Below are 22,133 nucleotides of genomic sequence, written 5' to 3'. Positions count from 1 at the left end.
TCAAATAGCTCTCTACTAGTTCTACTCGTTTTTCTGGAGTGAGTTTCATCTTTCTTTGTGGCATACAAAATCCCCCCCTATACAGGACTTTTATATTTCAGTGTCCTATATAGGGGGAGCATATCAAAAAGTGGCTTGCCTTTTTACTTATTCTTTTGTTTCTGGTTCCGTAGTTTTTTCTTTAGGAGCGTTTTTAGCAACTACTTCGATTTTGCCATCCTTGGTCAATTTTGCTTTTAAGTTTTTGATTTTTGGATGATCCAAATAGTATTCCGCTACACCATCTTCGATTTGTTCTTGAATCGTTCGGCGAAGAGGGCGGGCACCCATTGCTGGATTGTAACCTAAGTCAACTAATTTTTCTTGAACAGTTTTTGGTACATCAATATGGATTCCTTGAGCACTCAACATTTTGTTTACATCGTTAAGCATCAAATTGACAATCGTCAACAAGTCTTCTTTTGAAAGTGTCTTGAATTCCACGATGCCATCGAAACGGTTCAAGAATTCTGGTGTAAAGTAATTATTTAATTGTCCTAAAACGGATCGAGTAATCCCTTCACGGGCTGCTCCGAAGCCAACATTGGCTTCCACTTTTCCGGTACCGGCATTACTTGTCATAATAATCAAGGTATCTTTAAAGCTGACAGTGCGACCTTGTGCATCCGTCAAACGACCGTCATCCAAAATTTGCAGGAACATATGCAATACATCTGGGTGAGCTTTTTCGATTTCATCTAATAAAATCAAACTGTAAGGATTACGACGAACTTTTTCGGTCAATTGTCCAGCTTCTTCATAACCAACATAGCCAGGAGGAGAACCAATCAATTTAGAAACACTGTGTTTTTCCATATATTCAGACATATCGAAACGAATCATGGATTCTTCTGAGCCGAATAATTCATATGCCAATTGTTTGGCCAATTCTGTTTTTCCGACGCCAGTCGGTCCGACAAATAAGAAGGAACCGATTGGTCGAGTTTGTTTCCCAAGTCCTACACGATTTCGACGAATGGCTTTTGCCACACGATCGATCGCGTCTTCTTGTCCAATGACATGAGCTTTTAGGTCAGTAGCCAAATTTTTCAATTGTGTTTGTTCTTTTTCTTTCAGCTCACCGACTGGAATACCCGTTCGAGCTTCTACGATTTGTTCCATGTCTTTTTCGGTGATGACTGGTATTTCTTCGTCACTGATTTGTTTTTCTTTCATTTTTTGAAGTTTGTTGATTTGGTCGCGATAATACGCGGCTTTTTCAAAATCTTCTTCTTGTGAGGCTTGTTGTTTTTGGGTTTGGGCATCGGCTAATTTCTTTTCGATAACTTTTGGATCGATCATTTGAATCGTCAAATTCTTTTTCGAGCCGGTTTCATCCAACAAGTCAATGGCCTTATCCGGCAAGAAACGATCTTGAACATACCGATTAGATAAAACAGCAGCAGCTTCGATTGCTTCATCCGTATATTTAACATGGTGATAGTCTTCATAACGAGGTTGCAATCCTTTTAAGATTGTGATGGTTTCTTCTACAGAAGGTTCCTCCACACGAACGGGTTGAAGCCGACGTTCTAGGGCTGCATCTTTTTCAATAATTCGATATTCGTTTAACGTTGTAGCACCTACCATTTGCAATTCGCCACGAGCTAAAGCAGGTTTTAAAATATTTCCTGCATCCATATTTCCGTCGCCGGCAGAACCAGCACCAACGATTTCGTGTACTTCATCAATAAATAGGATAACATTTTTTGCCTGTTTGACTTCTTCAATCAATTTTTGAACCCGTTCTTCAAATTGCCCACGGATACCTGTTCCTTGAACAAGGGAGGCGACATCTAAACGAATCACTTCTTTGTCCATTAATTTTTGTGGGACATCACCATTGACAATCTTTTGAGCGAAACCTTCAACAACTGCCGTTTTACCGACACCGGGTTCACCAATCAAAACGGGATTGTTTTTGGTTCTGCGGTTAAGGATCTCAATCACTCGTTGAATTTCTTCATCCCGTCCAACGACTGGATCAATGTCTCCTTGACGAGCTTGTTCTGTAATGTTGATTCCATATTCTCCCAGCAGTCCATTGGCTTGCCGATTTCCTTGTGGAGGTTGTCCACCGTTAAAGTTATTGCCACCGCCGAATTGAGTGGGGGGTGTTTGTTCGGGAGCACCGTTTTGTTGCATTTGCCGAGACATTTGTCGGAACAAATCATCAAGACTGCCAAACCCGAATGGATCTTGTTGCATCATATTTTGTTGGCTTCCTTTTTGATTTTTTAATTTTTGATAACAGCTTTGACAATAATCAAGCTGTTTTCTCTGACCATTTACATTTGCGTATAAATGGATCGTTGCTTCATTTTTGCCGCAATTTTGACAAAGCATAGAATAGTCACGACCTTTCATACCGTTTTTACTACGAATTAATTTTAACGCGAATCCTGCGTTTCGTAAAAAGATAAACTCAATAGAAGATCAAAAAATGGAAATACTTTCACTGACCATCTTTGACCTTTGGTTTTTATTATACCAAGTTTTGCTTAAGATGCAACTATTTGCTCTTTGACAATTGTCGAAAAATGAAAAACAAGTATACTATATAAATAGTGACAGGTGAGGAGGTGCGTCAATGGTTGAAAATCCATATGAAGGCCAGTTGCAGCAGCTTCGCAGCGGCGACCTTTCAGAAATTATCGTTGAGCAAGCAGAATTTTTAATTTTTCGAGAAGCATGGTTAAAATGCGAAGACCGTACCGCTTTTGTCGGGGAAGCCGGCTTAAATGGTAGGATTATTTACCGTTATCAGAAAAATCAAGGCTAGACCAATGAATAAACAATGTAAATTGGTAGAAAACGGTTGTAAGATTGGCAAAAAAATGGTAATCTTTACAATTGAAAGGGAATTTTTTAGATGTCTTTTTTACGTTGTAGAAAGCAGAAAAAACCCTAACAAAAAACTTTGTTTAATAAAGGAGATCAATCAATTATGGAAAAGAAAGACTTTCATGTAGTAGCAGAAACTGGAATCCACGCACGTCCAGCTACCTTATTAGTTCAAACAGCTAGCAAATTCAACTCTGATATCAACCTTGAATACAAAGGCAAATCAGTGAACCTAAAATCAATCATGGGCGTTATGTCTTTAGGCGTTGGCCAAGGATCAGACGTTACCATCACTGCTGAAGGTGCTGACGAAGCTGACGCAATGGCAGCAATCGTTGACACAATGAAGAAAGAAGGATTATCTGAATAATGGTTGAAATGCTAAAAGGGATCGCCGCAAGTGACGGAGTTGCCGTTGCAAAAGCTTACCTGCTAGTTCAACCGGATTTATCCTTCAATAAAGTTTCAGTAGAAGATACTGACGCTGAGGAAAAACGATTAGACGACGCTTTGGCAAAGTCTACCGATGAATTGACTCAAATTCGGGAAAAAGCAGCGCAAAGTCTCGGTGAAGAAGAAGCGCAAGTATTTGATGCCCATTTGATGGTTCTTAGTGATCCAGAAATGGTTGGTCAAATCAAGCAAAACGTGAAAGATAACAAAGTCAATGCTGAATCAGCATTGAAAGATGTTACCGACATGTATATCGGTATGTTCGAAGCGATGGATGACAATGCTTACATGCAAGAACGCGCAGCAGATATTCGTGACGTTGCAAAACGGATCTTGGCGAATTTGTTAGGAGTTTCTCTACCAAATCCTTCAATGATCAACGAACAAGTTGTTGTCGTGGCGCATGACTTGACTCCAAGTGATACGGCACAATTAGACCGTAACTTTGTTAAAGCATTCGTAACGGATATCGGCGGACGTACTTCGCACTCTGCGATTATGGCTCGTTCTTTAGAAATTCCTGCAATCGTGGGAACAAAAGAAATTACTGCCAAAGTCAAAGCTGGCGATATTTTAGCTGTGAATGGGATCGAAGGGGACGTTATCATTGACCCTACTGAAGATCAAAAAGCAGAATTTATTAAAATTGGTGAAGACTATGCTGCTCAAAAAGCAGAATGGGAAAAACTAAAAAATTCAAAAACAGTCACTGCTGATGGCAAACATTTTGAATTAGCTGCTAATATTGGTACGCCAAAAGATTTAGAAGGCGTACGTAATAACGGCGCAGAAGCAATCGGTTTGTATCGTACAGAATTCTTATACATGGATTCTGCTGATTTTCCTACTGAAGACGACCAATACAAAGCGTATAAAGCTGTATTGGAAGGCATGGGAGACAAACCTGTTGTTGTTCGTACGATGGATATCGGTGGGGATAAGGAACTTCCTTATCTGCAATTGCCTCATGAAATGAATCCGTTCTTGGGTTATCGTGCGTTGCGTATCAGTTTATCCGACTTAGGAGACGATATGTTCCGTACACAAATGCGTGCGTTGTTGCGTGCTTCTGCACACGGCAATTTACGGATTATGTTCCCAATGGTGGCAACATTGAAAGAGTTCCGCGCTGCGAAAAAAATCTACAATGAAGAACGTCAAAAATTGATTAGCGAAGGTGTAACTGTTTCGGATACGATCCAAGTTGGGATCATGATCGAAATTCCTGCGGCTGCTGTTTTAGCAGATAAATTCGCAAAAGAAGTTGATTTCTTCAGTATTGGAACCAATGATTTGATTCAATACACAATGGCGGCTGACCGGATGAACGAACGCGTTTCGTACCTATATCAACCTTATAATCCTTCAATTTTACGTTTAATCAAAAATGTAATTGATGCAGCACATGCAGAAGGTAAATGGGCTGGAATGTGTGGCGAAATGGCAGGAGATCAAACAGCGGTACCATTGTTAGTAGGAATGGGCTTAGATGAATTTTCAATGAGTGCGACTTCAGTCTTGAAGACTCGTAGCTTGATGAAACGTTTGACAACTACTGATATGCAAGAACTTGCTGATCGTGCGTTGAAAGAATGTGACACACTTGAAGAAGTTGTTGCTTTAGTTGAACAATACGTAAAATAGATTTTTCAAAAAGAGGAAGAGCACTTTGTAAATTCGCAAAGTTGCTCTTCTTCTTTTTGTTTTTTTAAATGGCACCCAATCTATCAAATTTGTAAGGTGTTTCCCAGCAAATCTAGGTCTATAGTTGGAGATACAATTGCCCTTGCTGTGCTATAATGTTTGTAACGCCAGATGGAAAAGCTTGTTTTTGCCGTTTTCAGTATTTCAATGAAATGCTGGTATGACATGACGACTGGTTGAAATTTTGAAAAAAATGTCAATCGGAAAAAGAACAAGGATGTCAATTCCACTTATTTCAAGAATCCTAGTGGAATGATATACGGTGTGAAAATCGGAAGAAATTTTGAAAAAAATTTCAACCAGAAAAAGAACAAGGATGTCAGTTCCACTTATTTCAAGAATCCTAGTGGAATGATATACGGCGTGAAAATCGGAAGAAATTTTGAAAAAAATTTCAACCAGAAAAAGAACAAGGAGGATATTCTCTTTGAAGGTATTACTTTATTTCGAAGGAGAAAAGATGCTTGAAAAATCAGGGATTGGTCGAGCATTATCCCACCAAAAGCGAGCATTAAGTGAGGTTGGGGTGGAATATACCTGTGACCCTCATGATGAAGATTATGATATTTTGCACATCAACACATACGGTGTCAATAGTTATAATATGGTAAGCAAAGCTCGTCGTGCAGGTAAAAAAGTTATTTACCATGCCCATTCAACCGAAGAGGATTTTCGAAACTCTTTCATCGGTTCCAATCAAGTATCACCTATTTATAAAAAATATTTAGTCAGCTTATATTCAAAAGCCGATCAATTGATTACACCAACACCCTATTCCAAAGAATTACTGGAAGGATACGGGTTGACCGTGCCAATTGCTGCGATTTCAAACGGTATTGATTTAGAAAAATATGCACCTGATCCAGAGAAAGAACAAAAATTCCGCGAATATTTTCATTTATCACCAGAGCAAAAAGTTATTATTTCAGTGGGCTTGTTCTTTGAGCGAAAAGGAATCGTTGATTTTGTCGAGTTAGCCAAACAATTTCCTGAGTACCTTTTCATCTGGTTTGGTCATGTGCCAATGTACACGATTCCGAAAAATATTCGAAATATCGTAAAGGAAGATCATCCTGATAACGTTCTTTTCCCTGGTTATATTCAGGGAGAGATTATCCAAGGCGCATATTCTGGTGCAGATCTCTTTTTCTTTCCTTCCTATGAAGAAACGGAAGGTATCGTGGTTTTAGAAGCACTGGCAAGTAAGCAGAAGGTTTTAGTTCGGGATATTCCCGTCTACAAAGGCTGGCTGCAAAATGAACAAAACTGTTACATGGCAAAAGATAATCAGGAATTTGCTAATCGAATTGAAGAAATCGTTGAACAGAAAGTACCGGATCTTTCTTTGGCAGGGTATGAAACAGCTAAAGGTAAGAGTATTCGAAAAATCGGTGAGGAATTGAAAGCTGTTTATGAACAGGTTTTGGAAAATGAAACTGTTATGTAGTTTGGAGGAAGTAAAGTGAAAATTGGATTTTTTACGGATACCTATTTTCCGCAGGTCAGTGGTGTTGCGACATCGATCAAAACATTGAAGGATGAACTGGAGCATAAAGGGCATGAAGTATATATTTTTACAACAACTGACCCGAATGCGAAGGAAATGGAAGAAGATATTATCCGAATGCCAAGTGTACCGTTTGTTTCGTTCAAGGATCGACGAATCGTTGTTCGTGGCATGTGGTATGCCTATCTTATCGCTAAGGAATTAGAACTGGACTTGATTCATACCCACACAGAATTTGGTGCAGGAATGTTGGGAAAAATGGTTGGAAAAAAATTGAAGATTCCTGTGATCCATACCTACCACACCATGTACGAAGATTATTTGCATTATGTAGCAAAAGGCAAAGTATTGCGCCCTTCCCATGTAAAATATTTCTCTCGGATTTTTGCCAACCACACAACAGGTGTCGTCTGCCCAAGTGAACGGGTGATTGATACGTTGCGTTCATATGGTGTGACCTCGCCAATGCGGGTGATTCCCACCGGCATTGAAATTGAAAAATTTGAACGTCCTGATATTACGGAAGACATGCGGAAAACTGTCCGAGAACATTTGGGAATTGCTCAAGACCAACTGATGATTTTATCTTTAAGCCGAATTTCTTATGAAAAAAATATTCAAGCTATTATTCATGGCTTTCCAGAAGTCATTCGTCAGTTACCGCAAGCCCGTTTAGTTGTAGTTGGGAAAGGTCCTTATTTAGAAAAATTACGGGAATTGGTTGAAACATTGGGATTAAGTGAAGTGGTTCAATTTACCGGAGAAGTACCGAATGAAGAAACTGCCTTGTTTTATCATGCGGCAGATTACTTTGTCAGCACATCTACGTCGGAAACACAAGGTCTGACCTATACAGAGGCGATGGCAGCGGGAACGCCTCTTGTCGTGGAAGGTAACGATTATTTGAACAATCTGATCGATGATCCTTCGCTAGGTATGACCTTTGTTTCAGAGGAAGACTTTGCGGATTCTTTGATCGATTATATCAATCAAAAAATTCCCGGCAACGATCAAGTGCTGGAAACAAAACTTTACGAAATTTCGGCTACTCATTTTGGTGAATCGATGCTTGATTTTTATAACGACATGATTGCCTATTATCATTCCCGTGAATTGGAGAAGGAAACGGAGCCTTCAATCCAAAAAATCAAGGTTAAACTTCGTGCTTTTAGAAAGTCATCGATGTAAACATTCTGCGACACATCTTCACACTTTTAGCGTATACTAAGAGTGTGAATTTTTTTGATTGGAGGAATGGATATGAAGATTGGTTTTATTGGAACGGGCGTCATGGGGCATGCGATCGTTGAACATTTGCTGGCAGCCGGCCATGAATTAGCAGTATTTAATCGAACAAAAAGCAAGACGGATGATTTGGTTGCAAAAGGTGCAGTATGGAAAGATACACCGAAAGAAATTGCAGCAGCAAGCGACTTTGTTTTTTCCATGGTAGGTTATCCAAAAGATGTGGAAGAAATTTATTATGGTGAAAAAGGTATTTTTCAAACAGATGTTGCGGGAAAAGTTCTGGTGGATCTTACTACCAGCACTCCGACTTTAGCAGAAAGAATTGCAAAGACCGCAATTGAAAACGGAGCAGAAAGCTTGGATGCGCCAGTTTCGGGTGGAGATCTGGGCGCTAAAAATGCGACGTTGACAATTATGGTAGGGGGTAGCTCGGAAACGTTTGAAAAAGTATTGCCTCTTTTTGAAGTAATCGGAAAAACCTATAGTCTGCATGGAGGTCCCGGTAAAGGACAGCACACTAAAATGGCAAATCAAATCATGATTGCCGGTACTATGACAGGAATGACAGAAATGTTGGTTTATGCGAAAAATGCCGGTCTGGATTTACCTAAAGTCATCGATACTTTAGCCGGCGGCAGTGCAGCCAATTGGTCTATGAGCAATTATGGTCCTCGCATTTTAAAAGCAGATTATTCTCCCGGATTTTTTGTTAAACATTTTATCAAAGATTTAAAAATTGCATTGGATGAGGCGAAGAAAATGAAGTTGGAACTGCCAAGTACCAAATTGGCAACGAAACTCTATGAAGAGCTTGCAGACAAGGGCTTTGAAAATGACGGAACCCAAGCGCTGATTAAACTATGGTGGAACGATTAGAAAATTTAAAAAAATCATGTTTTTTTTCCAAAAAACAATGCAAGCATAGGTCTGTTTTGATACAATGTAACAGAAATGGAGAAAGGGAGGCTTTCGGATGAAAAGTTCACAATTAGTTGCCATCATCAAACGCCTTGAAGCGATGACAGAAGCAACCGACAATGAGGTACAAGTGCGCCGTTTTGAAAAAGAAGGCGTTGAGAAGTGTACAGTGACATACGATAAAGCAACAGAAACCTTTGAATTGACTGAGGCAGATACACATCAAAGCTATCAATTTGATAACATTGATATCGTTGCAATGGAGATTTACGACCTGATTCAATAGTGTCACCAATCTGCATTTATTCAACTAGAAAAACCGAGATTTTCAGAATCCAACAGATACCTGTTTGGCGCTGAAAATGTCGGTTTTTTTTATTCATTAATTAGGATCGCTTGGTTGTGAGGTTCGATAAAGCGGCGATAATAGCTGATCAAAATATCGGTGGGATCGACTTCGGATTTTTCTAATTGTTTCTTCTCTTTAGTAATTGGCGGAAACGTTGGTGGTTCAGTTGCAATGATTGCTTGATCGATTCGACCATAAGAGATTTGATAATATTTTCTTTTTTCCGCAGCAATCGGCAAGGAAAATTCAATTTGTGGTTGCTTTAAAAATTGATTTCTCCGTAGCAAAGAGTCATAAAAACGTTGGCTCTGATTGGCTTCCTCCTGCAATCGTTGCGCCTGTTCAAAATTCAGATGTTCACTGGCATGCAGCATCCGCTGGTGAAGCAGATGAAAGTAACTCGTTGGTTCGCCAGTAAAAAAATGTTTCACCTCTGTTAGCCGTTCGCTCAATGGAGTGTCAGTGATTTGAGGAATTTGTTTTTCTACCGCCAAACGAGTGAGGGGATTAGTTTTTGGCAACAGAAAAGTATCGTTCAAGCTGACGAGGATATCCGGCAGATGTTTGTATTGGCGGAATGGTCCCAAAAAATTCGGCTGATACTCTGTTGAAAGAAGGATCTCATGACCGACAATTCCAACATAAAGATAATTTTGATAAAAGTTCATTTGGCGATTATAGAGAGGATGGTATTGTTGGATGTATCGACATTCCAATAACAGTGCATCAAGCTCAGTCGCTACATCAATCGTTTCAAAAGAAGCAATATTATAAATCATCCGCAAAACCTTATTGGAATGATTTGGGTTGTGTCGAAAATAGGACTGTACCCGTTTTTTTAGATTTTTTGCTTTTCCAACATAAATGATTCCGCCGTGCTGATCTTTCATCAAATAAATTCCCGGCGTTGTCGGCAATGCCGCTGCTTGTTGTTTTAGATTTTTCATAGGAAGAAGATAACAGAAAAAAGGAAAAAGAACAAGGAAAGCTCCGTCTTTTTTTTACGAATAATGTTTTGAATATCAAACTAATTTTCTAGGAAACGATTGAGGAAACAAAAATTTTTTCAATTAAAAATCCATGATTATTCTTGAAAATTAATGTGAGATTGCAAAAAATTCTAAAAAGGACTTGCAATTTGTAAAAACATATAATATATTTTGATAGTCAAATGATTTGATAATCAAAGTATTTTGGATGGTGAAACCGTGGAACCTAATTTAGAAACAGTCAACGATTATTTAGTAAGTGTCTTCAATGATATTCTTACGATCGAAGAATCAGAATTACAAAAATCACAATTTAATGATTTATCCATTACGGAGATGCACACGATCGAAGCAATTGGAATGTATAAGAAGAAAACGACCTCGGAAGTAGCCAAGGAATTATCCATTACTGTGGGAACGCTGACGACAGCAATTAATCGTTTGGTAAAAAAAGGATACGTTGATCGGATTCGCAGTGAAGATGATCGCCGAGTGGTAAAGCTGGGACTAACGAAAAAAGGAAAGCTGCTTTTTCGGGTTCATCAGTATTTTCATCGACAAATGATCAAAGGAGTATTGCAGGATATGAGTAGTGAGGAAGAAGCAGCACTTTTAAAAGCGCTAAAAAATCTGCATGATTTCTTGCAGGAATACAAATGAGCGAGGTAAAGAAGTGTTACGGAAAAATTACTGCCACCGCAAGCTATGTTCCAGAAAAAATCATTTCCAACCAGCAGCTTTCAGAAATCATGGATACATCGGATGAATGGATTTTTTCCCGAACTGGTATCAAAGAGCGACATGTAGTCACTACAGAAAATACGTCAGATCTTTGTACCGAGGTAGCAAAAAGAATTTTAAGAAAAGCCGATTGCTTGCCGGAAGAGCTTGATTTTATTTTAGTTGCTACCATGACTCCAGATTTTGCTACACCATCTGTTGCCTGTCAGGTTCAAGGAAATATTCAAGCCGTCAATGCCTTTGCTTTTGATATCAGTGCCGCTTGTTCTGGTTTCGTTTATGCGATGGCAATGGCAGAAAAATTGATTCGCACCGGTGGAAAAAAAGGACTGGTAATCGGGGGCGAGGTTTTATCAAAAGTTTTAGATTGGCAGGATCGATCAACAGCGGTGCTATTTGGTGACGCTGCTGCCGGAATCTTATTGGAAGCAACAGAGCAACCAAGGATTTTGCAGGAAAAATTACAAGCAGATGGTCAAAAAGCCGATTGCCTGACTTCAGGTTTTGTAGCTAACGAAAGTCCTTATTCAGAAAAAAAAGCTTCTTCGCCTTATCTTACAATGATTGGCAGAGAAATCTTTGATTTTGCAACTCGGACCGTTGTGGCACAAATTGCAGACGTGATTGGAGAAAGAGAGATTGATTATTTCTTGCTCCATCAAGCGAATGCCCGAATTTTAGACAAGGTTGCCAGAAAACTAAAACAACCTCGTGAAAAATTTTTGCAAAATATGGAAAAATACGGCAACACTTCAGCAGCAAGTATTCCTTTATTGTTGGATGAAGCTGTGACAAATGGCACTTTGATTATAGGTAGTAAACAAACAGTGGTGTTTTCAGGTTTTGGTGGCGGTCTGACATACGGAGCCATCCTTCTAAAGCTTTAGAGACCTGTTTACAATAAAAATGACGAATAATTAATTATTGGAGGAACTATACACATGATATTTGAAAAAATTCAAGAAATCGTAGCAGAAGAACTAGGGAAAGAAACAGCAGAAATCAAATTGAACACCAACATCCAAGAAGATTTAGAAGCAGACAGCTTGGATTTGTTCCAAATCATCAACGAAATCGAAGATGAATTTGATGTAAAAATTGAAACAGAAGAAGGCATCACAACCGTAGAAGATTTAGTGAAATACGTAGAGAAACAACAAGCGTAAGGTGAGACTGGCTAGGCCCATAGCCTAGCTTTTCTTATAATGGGAAGAAGTCTTTCTTCCTATTATAAGGAAATCAGTTCGTTGATTTTCGTAAAGGTAGCTAAAGGAGAAGAATATGCAAACAGCTTTTTTATTTAGTGGGCAAGGAGCACAATATCCAGGGATGGGTAAAGAGCTTTATCAACAAGAAAAAATCGTTCGGCAGACTTTCTCACAAGCGAGTGAGGTTTTAGGCTATGACATGGCTGAATTATGTTTTGAAAGTGATCGAATCCACCAGACAGAATACACACAGCCGGCCATTTTGACGGTTAGCATTGCTTTTTGGCGGATCTTAAATGAAAAAGGATTCCAAGCAGATGCTGTAGCCGGTTTGAGTCTTGGAGAATATTCCGCTCTAGTTGCCAGTGGCGCACTGGATTTCGAAATAGCGGTTGACCTTGTCGCAAAACGAGGCAAGTTCATGACAAAAGCGGCACCTAAAGGAACAGGAAAAATGGTGGCAGTTTTGAATACGCCAATTGAAACGATTGAGGCAAGTTGCCAACAAGCAGCAAATGTAGGAATTGTTGTACCGGCAAACTATAATACACCGCAGCAAATTGTTATCGGTGGAGAAGTAGAAGCTGTTGACGCTGCTGTAAATTTTCTAAAAGAAGTCGGAGTTAAGCGGATGATTCCGTTAAACGTCAGTGGTCCATTTCATACCCCCTTGCTGAAGCCGGCAGCTGATGAGTTAAAAAAAGAGCTGGAAAGAATTCGTTTTTCTGCGATGCAGATTCCAGTAATTAGTAACACAACGGCAAAAGTGATGAAACAAGAAGAAATTAAGTCGTTGTTGGAACAGCAGGTTATGTCATCTGTTCGTTTTTATGAAAGTATTGAGACATTGAAGCAAATAGGAATTACCCAAACAGTAGAAATCGGTCCGGGAAAAGTACTGACTGGATTTATTAAAAAAATCGATCCTTCGATCAATCTATTGCGAGTTGAGGATAGTGAAACCTTGGCAGCGACGATTGCGCAGTTGGACTAGGAGGAAGTAATGGATATACAGGGAAAAAATATATTTGTGACCGGTAGTACCCGCGGCATTGGCTTAGGTATTGCGAAAGCTTTCGCACAAGCAGGTGGGAACATTATTTTAAATGGACGGGGAGATATTTCATCCGAGTTGATTCAAGAAATCGAAGCGTACGGCGTTCGTTGTATTGGTGTATCGGGAGACATTGCTGATTTTGATACTGCCGGTGAAATGATCGACAATGCGATTGAAGCGCTAGGACCGATCCATATCTTGATCAATAACGCTGGTATCACTAATGATAAGCTAGTGATGCGTATGACAGCAGAGGATTTTGAAAAGGTCATCCGTATCAATCTGACGGGGACCTTCAATATGACGCAACATGTCATCAAAAAGATGATGAAGCAACGAGAAGGAAGAATCATTAATATGGCTTCTGTTTCGGGCTTGATTGGAAATCTAGGGCAGGCAAATTATGCGGCAAGCAAAGCCGGCGTCGTTGGATTTACCAAATCAGTTGCCAGAGAGGCGGCAGCTAGAGGGATTACCTGCAACGCGATAGCTCCCGGGTTCATTGCTACGGATATGACAGAGGTTCTTTCTGCTAAAGTAAAAGAGCAGGTTGCAGAAAATATTCCGCTACAAAAATTCGGCGGTGTCGAGGATGTGGCAAACACGGCACTTTTCTTAGCCCGAAGCCCATATATTACCGGACAGGTCATCAATGTTGATGGCGGACTAGTCATGCACGGTTAACAGGAGGAGAAACGAATGAATCGAGTAGTAATCACAGGATATGGTGTTGCTTCACCTATCGGCAACGATCCAGAGACCTTTTTAACAAGTCTAAAAGAAGGAAAAAACGGTATTGGGGAAATCACCCACTTTGATGCAACAGATACGGGTATTCGCTTAGCAGCAGAAGTGAAGGAATTTCCTTTTGATAAATATTTTATAAAAAAAGATGCAAAACGAATGGATATGTTTTCCGTATACGGTGTGTATGCAGCTTTAGAAGCAATGACAATGGCAGATTTCACCAAAGAAGATGTTGATGCGGATCGTTTTGGTGTCATTGTAGGATCGGGAATCGGTGGTTTACAAACGATCCAAGATCAAGTGATTCGAATGTCTGAAAAAGGCTCACAACGAGTATCACCAATGTTTGTTCCTATGTCAATCGTCAATATGGTGGCTGGAAACATCGCTTTGCGAGTGGGGGCAAAAGGAATTTGTACGAGCATCGTAACCGCTTGTGCTTCAGGAACTCATTCGATTGGTGAAGCTTTCCGCAACATTAAACATGGCTATGCGGATGTCATACTGGCTGGAGGAGCAGAAGCATCCATCAATCAAATCGGTATTGCCGGTTTTGCTTCTTTGACAGCTTTGACAAAAGAAACGGATCCTTCAAAGGCCTCAGTTCCTTTTGATACGAATCGCAGCGGTTTTGTCATGGGGGAAGGTGCAGGAGTCATGGTGTTAGAATCTTACGAGCATGCCAAACAACGAGGAGCCAACATACTAGCCGAGATTGTTGGGTATGGAGCAAATTGTGATGCGTATCATATGACAGCGCCAAATCCTGATGGTTCGGGAGCAGGTAAAGCGATTCAGTTGGCAATGGCAGAAGCAGGAATCACCGGAGCAGATGTTGACTATGTAAATGCACACGGAACAAGCACACCGGCAAATGATGTTGCTGAAGCAAAAGCGATTCAATATGGACTAGGTGAAACCTACCGTCAAACCTATGTCAGCAGTACAAAATCGATGACCGGTCATTTGTTGGGAGCCGCTGGAGGAATTGAAGCTATTGCTAGTCTGCTTGCTTTGGAGCATCAATTTATTCCACCAACAATCAATGTTTCTCAACAAGATCCCGAAATTGATTTAAACGTTGTAAAAAATCAAAGTCAACCGGCAGATGTGACCTATGCTTTAAGTAATTCGTTAGGTTTTGGTGGTCATAATGCAGTTATTTGTTTGAAACGTTGGGAGGCTGACGAATGAATATTCAAGAAATCAAAGGGTTATTAGATCAGTTCGATCAATCCTCTTTAACAGAATTTGATTTAAAAGAAGGCAATTTTGAACTTTATTTTAATAAAAATACGTCATCTGGAAAAGAACGACTCTATGCAACGCCAGCTGCGGAAACACCAGCAATTGGAGGCACACAACTTCAAACAACATCTACTCATGAAGAAACTACCGAAACAATTGTGACCGAAGAGGCAAAAGCTGAGGGAACATCAATCGTGTCACCGTTAGTAGGTGTGGTCTATCTGCAACCAACACCAGAAAAACCGGCATTTAAAAAACTGGGTGATCAGGTGAAAAAAGGCGAAGTTCTATGCATTATCGAAGCCATGAAAGTAATGAATGAAATTACCAGTGAAGTATCTGGAGAAATTACCGCGATACTCGTTGAGAATGAACAGACAGTGGAATACAATCAACCGTTGTTTGTGGTGAAAGAAGGCTAAAAAATGTCATTAATGACTGTAGAAGAAATCAAAAAAATCATTCCCCATCGTTATCCGTTTCTATTGCTGGATCGCGTAGAGGAAATGGAAATTGGCAAAAAAATCATCGCAAAGAAGAATGTATCCGTCAATGAACCTTTCTTTCAAGGACACTTTCCTCACGAACCGGTAATGCCGGGCGTACTGATTCTAGAAGCAATGGCGCAAGCTGGCGCAGTTGCGTTGCTTTCTCTTGAAGAATTTCAAGGGAAAACTGCTTATTTCGGTGGAATTGATAAAGCAAAATTTAGAAAAAAAGTAACGCCAGGAGATACCCTGATGTTGGAAGTAGAATTATTGAAAGTGAAATCTTCTGCTGGAATCGGCAAAGGGATCGCATATGTTGATGGAAAAAAAGTTGCTGAGGCGGAACTGACGTTTATGATTGGATAGGTGAGTTATGTTTTCAAAAGTATTGATTGCAAATCGTGGAGAAATCGCTGTACGAATCATTCGCGCCTGTCGTGAACTAGGAATTGCCACTGTTGCGGTTTATTCAGAAGCAGACCGGGAAGCTCTGCATACGGAAATGGCAGATGAGGCGATTTGTATCGGACCGGCAAAAGCAGCAGATTCTTATTTAAACGTGCAGCAGATTCTAAGTGCTGCAGTGGTGACAAAGGCAGAAGCCATTCATCCGGGGTTTGGTTTTTTATCAGAAAATAGCCGCTTTGCTGCCATGTGCGAAGAAATCAATGTTACGTTTATCGGTCCTAAAAGTGAAACGATTGAAGCAATGGGCAATAAAATCAATGCCCGTCAATTAATGATCCAAGCAGAAGTTCCCGTCATTCCTGGTAGCGATGGAGAAGTGGTTGATGTTGAAGAAGCATTAGCCGTAGCCGAACGCATCGGGTATCCTGTGATGCTGAAAGCTGCAGCTGGCGGTGGCGGAAAAGGGATTCGAAAAGTTGCTTCAAAAGATGAACTGCCACAGCATTTTTCTTCTGCCCAGCAGGAAGCAAAAGCAGCCTTTGGAAATGACGCCATGTATTTGGAAAAAATCGTTTATCCTGCTCGTCATATTGAAGTACAAATTTTAGGTGACGCATTTGGTCATATTATCCATCTGGGAGAAAGAGACTGTTCTTTACAGCGAAACAACCAAAAAGTGATGGAAGAATCTCCATCGGTGGTGATTTCAGAAGAAAAACGCCAAGAACTTGGTGAAGCTGCCCTGCGAGCGGCAAGAGCAGTCGGTTACCAAAATGCTGGTACAATTGAATTTTTAATGGATCAAGCTGGCTCGTTTTATTTTATGGAAATGAATACCCGAATTCAAGTGGAACATCCAATCACTGAGATGGTCACTGGAATTGATCTTGTAAAAAAACAAATTCAGATTGCAGCAAATGAACCTTTGGATATTCAGCAAACGGACATTAAGTTGAAGGGACATGCAATTGAATGTCGAATCAATGCAGAAAATCCTGCCTTTCATTTTGCTCCTTCGCCAGGGAAGATCACCAATCTTTTCTTACCCAGTGGTGGATTAGGTGTGCGGGTGGATAGCGGTATGTACTCTGGGTACACGATTCCTCCTTATTATGATTCCATGATTGCAAAAGTAATCGTTCATGGAGATACCCGTTTTGAAGCATTGATGAAAATGCAACGTGCACTAGGAGAGCTAGTGACAGATGGTGTATTGACAAATTCAGAATTTCAAATGGATTTGATTAGTCATCCACAAGTTGTTGCTGGAGATTACGACACCGCCTTTTTACAAGAAATCTTTTTACCGAATTGGGAACAATAGGAGGGTGAAACATGGCCTTATTCAAAAAGAAAAATTACATTCGCATCAATCCAAATCGGGATGCGACGCCAGCAAATACTCCTTTCGTTCCAGATAACATGTGGGCGAAATGTCCAAGTTGCAAACACACGCTTTATACGAAAGAAATGGGAGCAGAAAAGGTCTGCCCCCATTGTGGTTACAACTTTCGAATCAGTGCTTGGGAAAGAATCGCTCTTACTATCGATGAAAAAAGTTTTGAAGAATGGGATAATGATTGTCGGACGAGCGACCCGCTTGATTTTCCCGGCTATCTGGAAAAGATTCGCATAACACAAGAAAAAACGGGACTGAGTGAAGCCGTATTGACGGGAAACGCTACAATCAATGGCGTCCCTTTGGCAATCGGTGTCATGGATTCTCATTTCATCATGGGAAGCATGGGCACGGTTGTAGGAGAAAAAATCACCCGCTTGTTTGAACGGGCTACAACCAAAGGATTGCCAGTAGTGATTTTTACCGCTTCCGGAGGCGCCCGAATGCAAGAAGGAATTTTTTCTTTGATGCAGATGGCAAAAATTTCTGCGGCAGTCAAGCGACATAGTGAAGCAGGATTGTTTTATTTGACGGTTTTAACTGATCCAACTACCGGCGGCGTCACGGCAAGTTTTGCAATGGAAGGGGACATTATTTTAGCAGAGCCCCAAAGCCTGATTGGGTTTGCCGGACGGCGAGTGATTGAAGAAACTATCAAGCAGGAGTTGCCAGAGGACTTTCAAAAGGCGGAATTTTTGAAAAAACACGGCTTCGTTGACCAAATTGTTCCAAGAAAAGAAATGAAGGAACGTATTTATCAATTATTGACACTTCATACGATGGAAGGGTGGTCGCTGGGATGAAAAAAACTGCGGCAGAAATTCTGCAACAAGCGCGGGGGAAAGATCGCTTGACGGCTCTTGATTATTTTGAGTTGATTTTTGAGAATTTCCAAGAGCTACACGGGGATCGACTTTTTGGAGATGACGAGGCGGTAGTTGGTGGTATTGCATGTTTAGACGAAAAGCCAGTGACAGTCATCGGCATTCAAAAAGGCAAAAATCTGCAGGAGAATCTACGAAGAAATTTTGGTTCTCCTCATCCAGAAGGATATCGAAAAGCCTTGCGTTTAATGAAGCAAGCTGAAAAATTTGGCCGGCCGGTGATTACCTTTATCAATACCGCAGGCGCTTTTTGCGGTGTTGGGGCAGAAGAAAGAGGCGAAGGCGAGGCGATTGCCCGTAATCTTTTGGAAATGTCTGATTTGAAGGTGCCAATCATCGCCATCATTATTGGTGAAGGCGGTAGCGGTGGTGCGCTTGCCTTAGCTCTTGGCGACGAAGTATGGATGATGGAGCAATCAATTTATGCTATTTTGTCACCAGAAGGCTTTGCCTCAATCCTATGGAAAGATGGCAGCCGTGCAAAAGAAGCCGCGGAATTGATGAAAATCACTGCAAAAGAATTGTTTGATTTAAAGGTAATTGATAAAGTCATTCCCGAAACTTTAAATGGCGAACCAATTGAAATGGAAAAAATCAATCACATGCTTCGCAAAGCATTGATCGACAAATTACAAGAACTTTGCCAACTGACGGAATCCGAAAGGTTAGAAGCACGTTATCAGCGTTTTCGTAAATTTTAATCGTAAAAGTAGAAGGACCAAAGCATCCAGCTTTTGGTCTTTTTTTGTTTCTTATAGCCGTTTTTGCTGGGAATATTCAATAAACTAGCGATTTTCACGAGAAAAGTAAATAAAATTTCAAAAAACTTTCAAAAAATGGATGAAAAGTCAAAAAAACTGTGGTAATATGTATACAATCTCATAAAAAAGAAATATATTGTATAAAAAATGAATAATGAGGAGCGGATTTTATGAAAAAGATTTTAACAGGGGTTGCGTCATTAGCATTAGTTTTCTTACTGGGTGCTTGTGGTGGCGGAAATAACGAAAAAGCATCAAAGGATTCAGGTACACAAGACAAAGCAGTTGCTGCAATCAAAGATGCGGGAGTACTGAAAGTTGGATTATCTGCAGATTTTGCTCCTTTTGAATTTCATACGATGTCTGACGGCAAAGATAAAATTGTCGGGGCAGATATTGATTTAGCTAATGCAATCGCCGAAAAATTAGATGTTGATGTTGAGTTTATGGATATGGAATTCAATGCAGTATTAAGTTCTCTGCAACAGGGAAAAGTGGATATTGCGATTTCGGGAATTTCTGCTACACCGGAACGTAAGGAATCCTTCGACTTTTCAGATAATTACTACAATCCACCACAAAAAATTGTTATTAACAAGAAAAATGCCGCAACCTTTACTTCGATTGAAAGTTTGAGTGGCAAAAAAATCGGTGCACAAAAAGGCTCTGTTCAAGAAGATGTAGCCAAGACACAGATTGCTGATGCACAAATCGTTTCTGTTGCGAAAGTTCCTAATCTAATCATTGAATTAAACCAAGGATCGATCGATGCGCTCGTCGTTGAAGAAACAGTTGGTGCTTCTTATATTGACCAAAACCCGGATTTGCAGTTTGCAGAAGTTGACTTGAAATCCAGCGAAGACGAAGCGTATGCAATCGCCTTGCCAAAAGACAGCGGCGAATTAAAATCAGAAATTAACGATGTAATCAAAGAATTGAACGATTCTGGCAAAATGGAAGAATTTGTTCAAAAAAATATCGAGCTAGCAAATAAAAATGCCGAAAAATAGATTGAGGTTAGACAAATGAATTTTTCCTTTTTACCAGATTTTTTCCCTTATTTTCTTTCAGGAACAGTCGTTACCATTATCATTTCAGTGGTTACCATCATTTTTGGAACGATTATCGGAGTCGTAATGGCTTTGCTGAAACTTTCCAGCGTGTCTCCTTTGCGTTGGTTTGCCAATATTTATATTGAAATTATTCGTTGTACACCGATGTTGATCCAAATTTTGATTGGTTTTGGACTTTTGCAAGGAATCATCAGTGCGCCAACGGTAGCTATCGGTGTTTTAGATGTCGATTTTAGTCGGTTGATTCCCGGAATTATTGTGATTTCAATGAACTCTGGCGCCTATGTAGCAGAAATCGTTCGGGGTGGGATTATTTCCGTTGAAGCAGGGCAAAAAGAAGCAGCAGAATCTCTGGGTTTGCGTCCAATGCAGGCGATGCGTTACGTGATTTTACCGCAAGCATTGCGAAATATTCTTCCTTCAATGGGAAATGAATTTATCACCCTGATCAAAGATTCTTCCCTACTTTCAACAATTGGAATTTATGAATTATTGAGCAGTGCGCAAATCGTTATCACCAATTCGTATATTCCGTTAGAACCATTGTATATTGCCGCTATCATTTACTTTATCCTGACTTTCTTCACGGGACGTTTACTGGCTTTATGGGAAGAAAAAATGGGTAAAGGATACCAAAGATAGGGGGGAATATAAGATGTCGGAAGCATTGATTAAAGTAGAAAATCTGCATAAATCATTTAAGAAAAATCAAGTATTAAAAGGAATCAATTCAGAGATTAAAAAAGGGGAAGTCGTGGTAATCATCGGACCATCTGGCTCAGGAAAAAGTACCTTTCTCCGCTGTCTAAATCTTTTAGAGGTACCAACTCAAGGTAATATTTATTTTGAAGGTACAGATATTACCGATAAGAAAAATGACATTTACAAAATGCGAGAGAAAATGGGAATGGTTTTTCAAAACTTTAATCTTTTTCCTAATATGACAGTCATGGATAACTTGATTTTATCTCCTGTTAAAGTAAAAAAAGAAACCAAAGAGACAGCTATGGCTTTTGGGGAGCAGCTTTTAGAAAAAGTTGGTTTGAGTGAAAAAAGCGCTGCCTATCCTCAATCGCTTTCTGGGGGACAGAAACAGCGGATCGCGATTGCACGAGCATTGGCGATGCAGCCGGATGTTATGTTGTTTGATGAACCGACTTCGGCGTTAGATCCGGAAATGGTAGGGGAGGTCCTTTCAGTTATGCAGCAGTTGGCAAAAGACGGTATGACGATGGTCATTGTTACCCATGAAATGGGATTTGCCAAAGAAGTTGGAGACCGTGTGCTCTTTATGGATGAAGGAATCATCATGGAAGAAGGAACACCGGAAGACATCTTTCAGCATGCACAAAATCCACGGACAATTGATTTTTTGTCGAAAATATTATAGAAAAAACCTGTAGGAAAATAGCCAAGCAGCCGTTTTCCTACAGGTTTTTTTAAAAATTCGGATGTTGATGTTTTTGTTTTCGTAAAAGAGGCAGTAATTCTTTTGCAGTGATCGCCATTACTTTTTCGCCAAGGGAACCCTTCGGCATTTTTTCTGCGGGGTCATTTTTGTAACGGTAATCGGTAAAGAGCTGTTCTCCGTCTTTTTCTTCATAAAAAGCCCAGATTTCTTCATCTCCGATATCTTCAATATCGGCAAAAAGCTCAACAATCAGTTCATTCAAGTCTTCGTGAAATTGCATCATTCATTCTCCTTACTCAAAATTTTCTCCTTCTATCTTAGCACATTTTTGTGGGGGTACAACGGGTTTTTAAGAAGGTGGGGCTATGCTCACAATAGAAATTCGTTCTCAATCCATGCCAATCCTTCATGAGTGCTAGTGTAAAAAAGGAGTTTTCCATTCAAATCAAAAAAGGCTATGTTCATGTAGCCAAATTCTGTAGTGTCAACATTGCTACCTAAAACAACATCGAAATGATTATAGGAAAAAGAGTCAATTTTTCGTAAGTCATTAAAAAATTTTTTTTTATTACCAGTAAATATCCTGAATTATTCATACTTCTAGATTTTTAACATTAATTTTGAAAAACCATCGGTTTTTCTTTTTCTGTTATTACA

24 protein-coding genes are annotated in these 22,133 nt (G+C 40.0%); 21 read left to right on the top strand and 3 right to left on the bottom strand.

Annotated elements, in window-relative coordinates; all coding sequences use genetic code 11:
- Positions 1-147: 147 nt before the first annotated feature.
- Positions 148-2,385 (bottom strand): ATP-dependent Clp protease ATP-binding subunit, encoded by a 2,238-nt coding sequence (locus FFM66_RS10705; protein WP_171000837.1) that lies wholly within the window; start codon positions 2,383-2,385, stop codon positions 148-150.
- A 244-nt stretch (positions 2,386-2,629) separates the two neighbouring features.
- Between FFM66_RS10705 and ykzS the strand changes: the two genes are divergently transcribed.
- The 7 genes from ykzS to FFM66_RS10670 all read left to right on the top strand — a co-directional run bounded on the left by ykzS (position 2,630) and on the right by FFM66_RS10670 (position 8,999).
- The gene (gene ykzS / locus FFM66_RS10700) at positions 2,630-2,821 is read left to right on the top strand and encodes a protein YkzS (protein WP_048603059.1); all 192 of its coding nucleotides are present in this window, start codon (positions 2,630-2,632) and stop codon (positions 2,819-2,821) included.
- A 165-nt stretch (positions 2,822-2,986) separates the two neighbouring features.
- Positions 2,987-3,253 carry a phosphocarrier protein HPr gene (locus FFM66_RS10695; protein ID WP_048603058.1) on the top strand — a complete coding sequence of 89 codons (267 nt, stop codon included), beginning with the start codon at positions 2,987-2,989 and terminating at the stop codon, positions 3,251-3,253.
- Positions 3,253-4,980: a phosphoenolpyruvate--protein phosphotransferase gene (ptsP, locus tag FFM66_RS10690; RefSeq protein ID WP_137605904.1), complete on the top strand. Its 1,728-nt coding sequence runs from the start codon at positions 3,253-3,255 to the stop codon at positions 4,978-4,980. The genes FFM66_RS10695 and ptsP overlap by 1 nt, the downstream gene beginning before the upstream one ends.
- Before the next feature lie 487 nt (positions 4,981-5,467).
- Positions 5,468-6,487, top strand: coding sequence for an LTA glycolipid anchor biosynthesis glycosyltransferase, IagA/BgsA family (locus FFM66_RS10685; protein ID WP_048603055.1), 1,020 nt, complete (start codon positions 5,468-5,470; stop codon positions 6,485-6,487).
- 15 nt (positions 6,488-6,502) lie between these two features.
- Positions 6,503-7,735: a glycosyltransferase family 4 protein gene (locus tag FFM66_RS10680; protein ID WP_137605903.1), complete on the top strand. Its 1,233-nt coding sequence runs from the start codon at positions 6,503-6,505 to the stop codon at positions 7,733-7,735.
- A gap of 72 nt (positions 7,736-7,807) precedes the next feature.
- Positions 7,808-8,671: an NAD(P)-dependent oxidoreductase gene (locus FFM66_RS10675; RefSeq protein WP_048603053.1), complete on the top strand. Its 864-nt coding sequence runs from the start codon at positions 7,808-7,810 to the stop codon at positions 8,669-8,671.
- 97 nt (positions 8,672-8,768) lie between these two features.
- Positions 8,769-8,999 carry a YkuJ family protein gene (locus FFM66_RS10670; RefSeq protein WP_048603052.1) on the top strand — a complete coding sequence of 77 codons (231 nt, stop codon included), beginning with the start codon at positions 8,769-8,771 and terminating at the stop codon, positions 8,997-8,999.
- A gap of 89 nt (positions 9,000-9,088) precedes the next feature.
- Here the strand turns inward: FFM66_RS10670 and FFM66_RS10665 are convergent, their stop codons facing one another.
- Positions 9,089-10,009 carry a GIY-YIG nuclease family protein gene (locus FFM66_RS10665; RefSeq protein ID WP_137605902.1) on the bottom strand — a complete coding sequence of 307 codons (921 nt, stop codon included), beginning with the start codon at positions 10,007-10,009 and terminating at the stop codon, positions 9,089-9,091.
- A 261-nt stretch (positions 10,010-10,270) separates the two neighbouring features.
- Between FFM66_RS10665 and fabT the strand changes: the two genes are divergently transcribed.
- The 14 genes from fabT (at position 10,271) to FFM66_RS10595 (ending at position 21,455) form a co-directional block, all read left to right on the top strand.
- Positions 10,271-10,711 carry a fatty acid biosynthesis transcriptional regulator FabT gene (gene fabT / locus FFM66_RS10660; protein WP_048603050.1) on the top strand — a complete coding sequence of 147 codons (441 nt, stop codon included), beginning with the start codon at positions 10,271-10,273 and terminating at the stop codon, positions 10,709-10,711.
- Positions 10,708-11,679: a beta-ketoacyl-ACP synthase III gene (locus FFM66_RS10655; protein ID WP_048603049.1), complete on the top strand. Its 972-nt coding sequence runs from the start codon at positions 10,708-10,710 to the stop codon at positions 11,677-11,679. The genes fabT and FFM66_RS10655 overlap by 4 nt, the downstream gene beginning before the upstream one ends.
- A 54-nt stretch (positions 11,680-11,733) precedes the next feature.
- On the top strand, positions 11,734-11,958 hold the full coding sequence (locus FFM66_RS10650; protein ID WP_048603048.1) for an acyl carrier protein: 225 nt from the start codon (positions 11,734-11,736) through the stop codon (positions 11,956-11,958).
- A gap of 115 nt (positions 11,959-12,073) precedes the next feature.
- Complete coding sequence (fabD, locus tag FFM66_RS10645) at positions 12,074-12,994, top strand: ACP S-malonyltransferase (protein WP_137605901.1); 921 nt, start codon at positions 12,074-12,076, stop codon at positions 12,992-12,994.
- A gap of 9 nt (positions 12,995-13,003) precedes the next feature.
- Positions 13,004-13,741 (top strand): 3-oxoacyl-[acyl-carrier-protein] reductase, encoded by a 738-nt coding sequence (gene fabG / locus FFM66_RS10640; protein WP_048603046.1) that lies wholly within the window; start codon positions 13,004-13,006, stop codon positions 13,739-13,741.
- Positions 13,742-13,756: 15 nt separating this feature from the next.
- A complete protein-coding gene (gene fabF / locus FFM66_RS10635; protein ID WP_048603045.1) occupies positions 13,757-14,998 on the top strand; it encodes a beta-ketoacyl-ACP synthase II in 1,242 nt (413 codons plus the stop codon).
- A complete protein-coding gene (accB, locus tag FFM66_RS10630) occupies positions 14,995-15,474 on the top strand; it encodes an acetyl-CoA carboxylase biotin carboxyl carrier protein (protein WP_048603044.1) in 480 nt (159 codons plus the stop codon). The genes fabF and accB overlap by 4 nt, the downstream gene beginning before the upstream one ends.
- 12 nt (positions 15,475-15,486) lie before the next feature.
- Complete coding sequence (gene fabZ, locus FFM66_RS10625; protein WP_503825947.1) at positions 15,487-15,906, top strand: 3-hydroxyacyl-ACP dehydratase FabZ; 420 nt, start codon at positions 15,487-15,489, stop codon at positions 15,904-15,906.
- Between the two features lie 7 nt (positions 15,907-15,913).
- Positions 15,914-17,272 carry an acetyl-CoA carboxylase biotin carboxylase subunit gene (locus tag FFM66_RS10620; protein ID WP_048603042.1) on the top strand — a complete coding sequence of 453 codons (1,359 nt, stop codon included), beginning with the start codon at positions 15,914-15,916 and terminating at the stop codon, positions 17,270-17,272.
- Positions 17,273-17,283: 11 nt separating this feature from the next.
- Positions 17,284-18,150: an acetyl-CoA carboxylase, carboxyltransferase subunit beta gene (gene accD / locus FFM66_RS10615; protein ID WP_048603041.1), complete on the top strand. Its 867-nt coding sequence runs from the start codon at positions 17,284-17,286 to the stop codon at positions 18,148-18,150.
- Positions 18,147-18,932 (top strand): acetyl-CoA carboxylase carboxyl transferase subunit alpha, encoded by a 786-nt coding sequence (locus FFM66_RS10610; RefSeq protein ID WP_048603040.1) that lies wholly within the window; start codon positions 18,147-18,149, stop codon positions 18,930-18,932. Before accD ends, FFM66_RS10610 begins: the two co-directional genes overlap by 4 nt.
- Positions 18,933-19,162: 230 nt before the next feature.
- Positions 19,163-20,002: a transporter substrate-binding domain-containing protein gene (locus FFM66_RS10605; RefSeq protein ID WP_137605899.1), complete on the top strand. Its 840-nt coding sequence runs from the start codon at positions 19,163-19,165 to the stop codon at positions 20,000-20,002.
- Positions 20,003-20,017: 15 nt separating this feature from the next.
- A complete protein-coding gene (locus tag FFM66_RS10600; protein WP_048603038.1) occupies positions 20,018-20,707 on the top strand; it encodes an amino acid ABC transporter permease in 690 nt (229 codons plus the stop codon).
- Positions 20,708-20,720: 13 nt separating this feature from the next.
- The gene (locus FFM66_RS10595; RefSeq protein ID WP_137605898.1) at positions 20,721-21,455 is read left to right on the top strand and encodes an amino acid ABC transporter ATP-binding protein; all 735 of its coding nucleotides are present in this window, start codon (positions 20,721-20,723) and stop codon (positions 21,453-21,455) included.
- A 49-nt stretch (positions 21,456-21,504) separates the two neighbouring features.
- Here the strand turns inward: FFM66_RS10595 and FFM66_RS10590 are convergent, their stop codons facing one another.
- Complete coding sequence (locus tag FFM66_RS10590; RefSeq protein ID WP_048603036.1) at positions 21,505-21,756, bottom strand: hypothetical protein; 252 nt, start codon at positions 21,754-21,756, stop codon at positions 21,505-21,507.
- Positions 21,757-22,133 lie beyond the last annotated feature (377 nt).

The sequence above is a fragment of the Enterococcus songbeiensis genome, from assembly GCF_005405265.1.
Classification (GTDB): domain Bacteria; phylum Bacillota; class Bacilli; order Lactobacillales; family Enterococcaceae; genus Enterococcus_C; species Enterococcus_C songbeiensis.
This window is presented reverse-complemented; position numbering and strand designations above follow the sequence as displayed.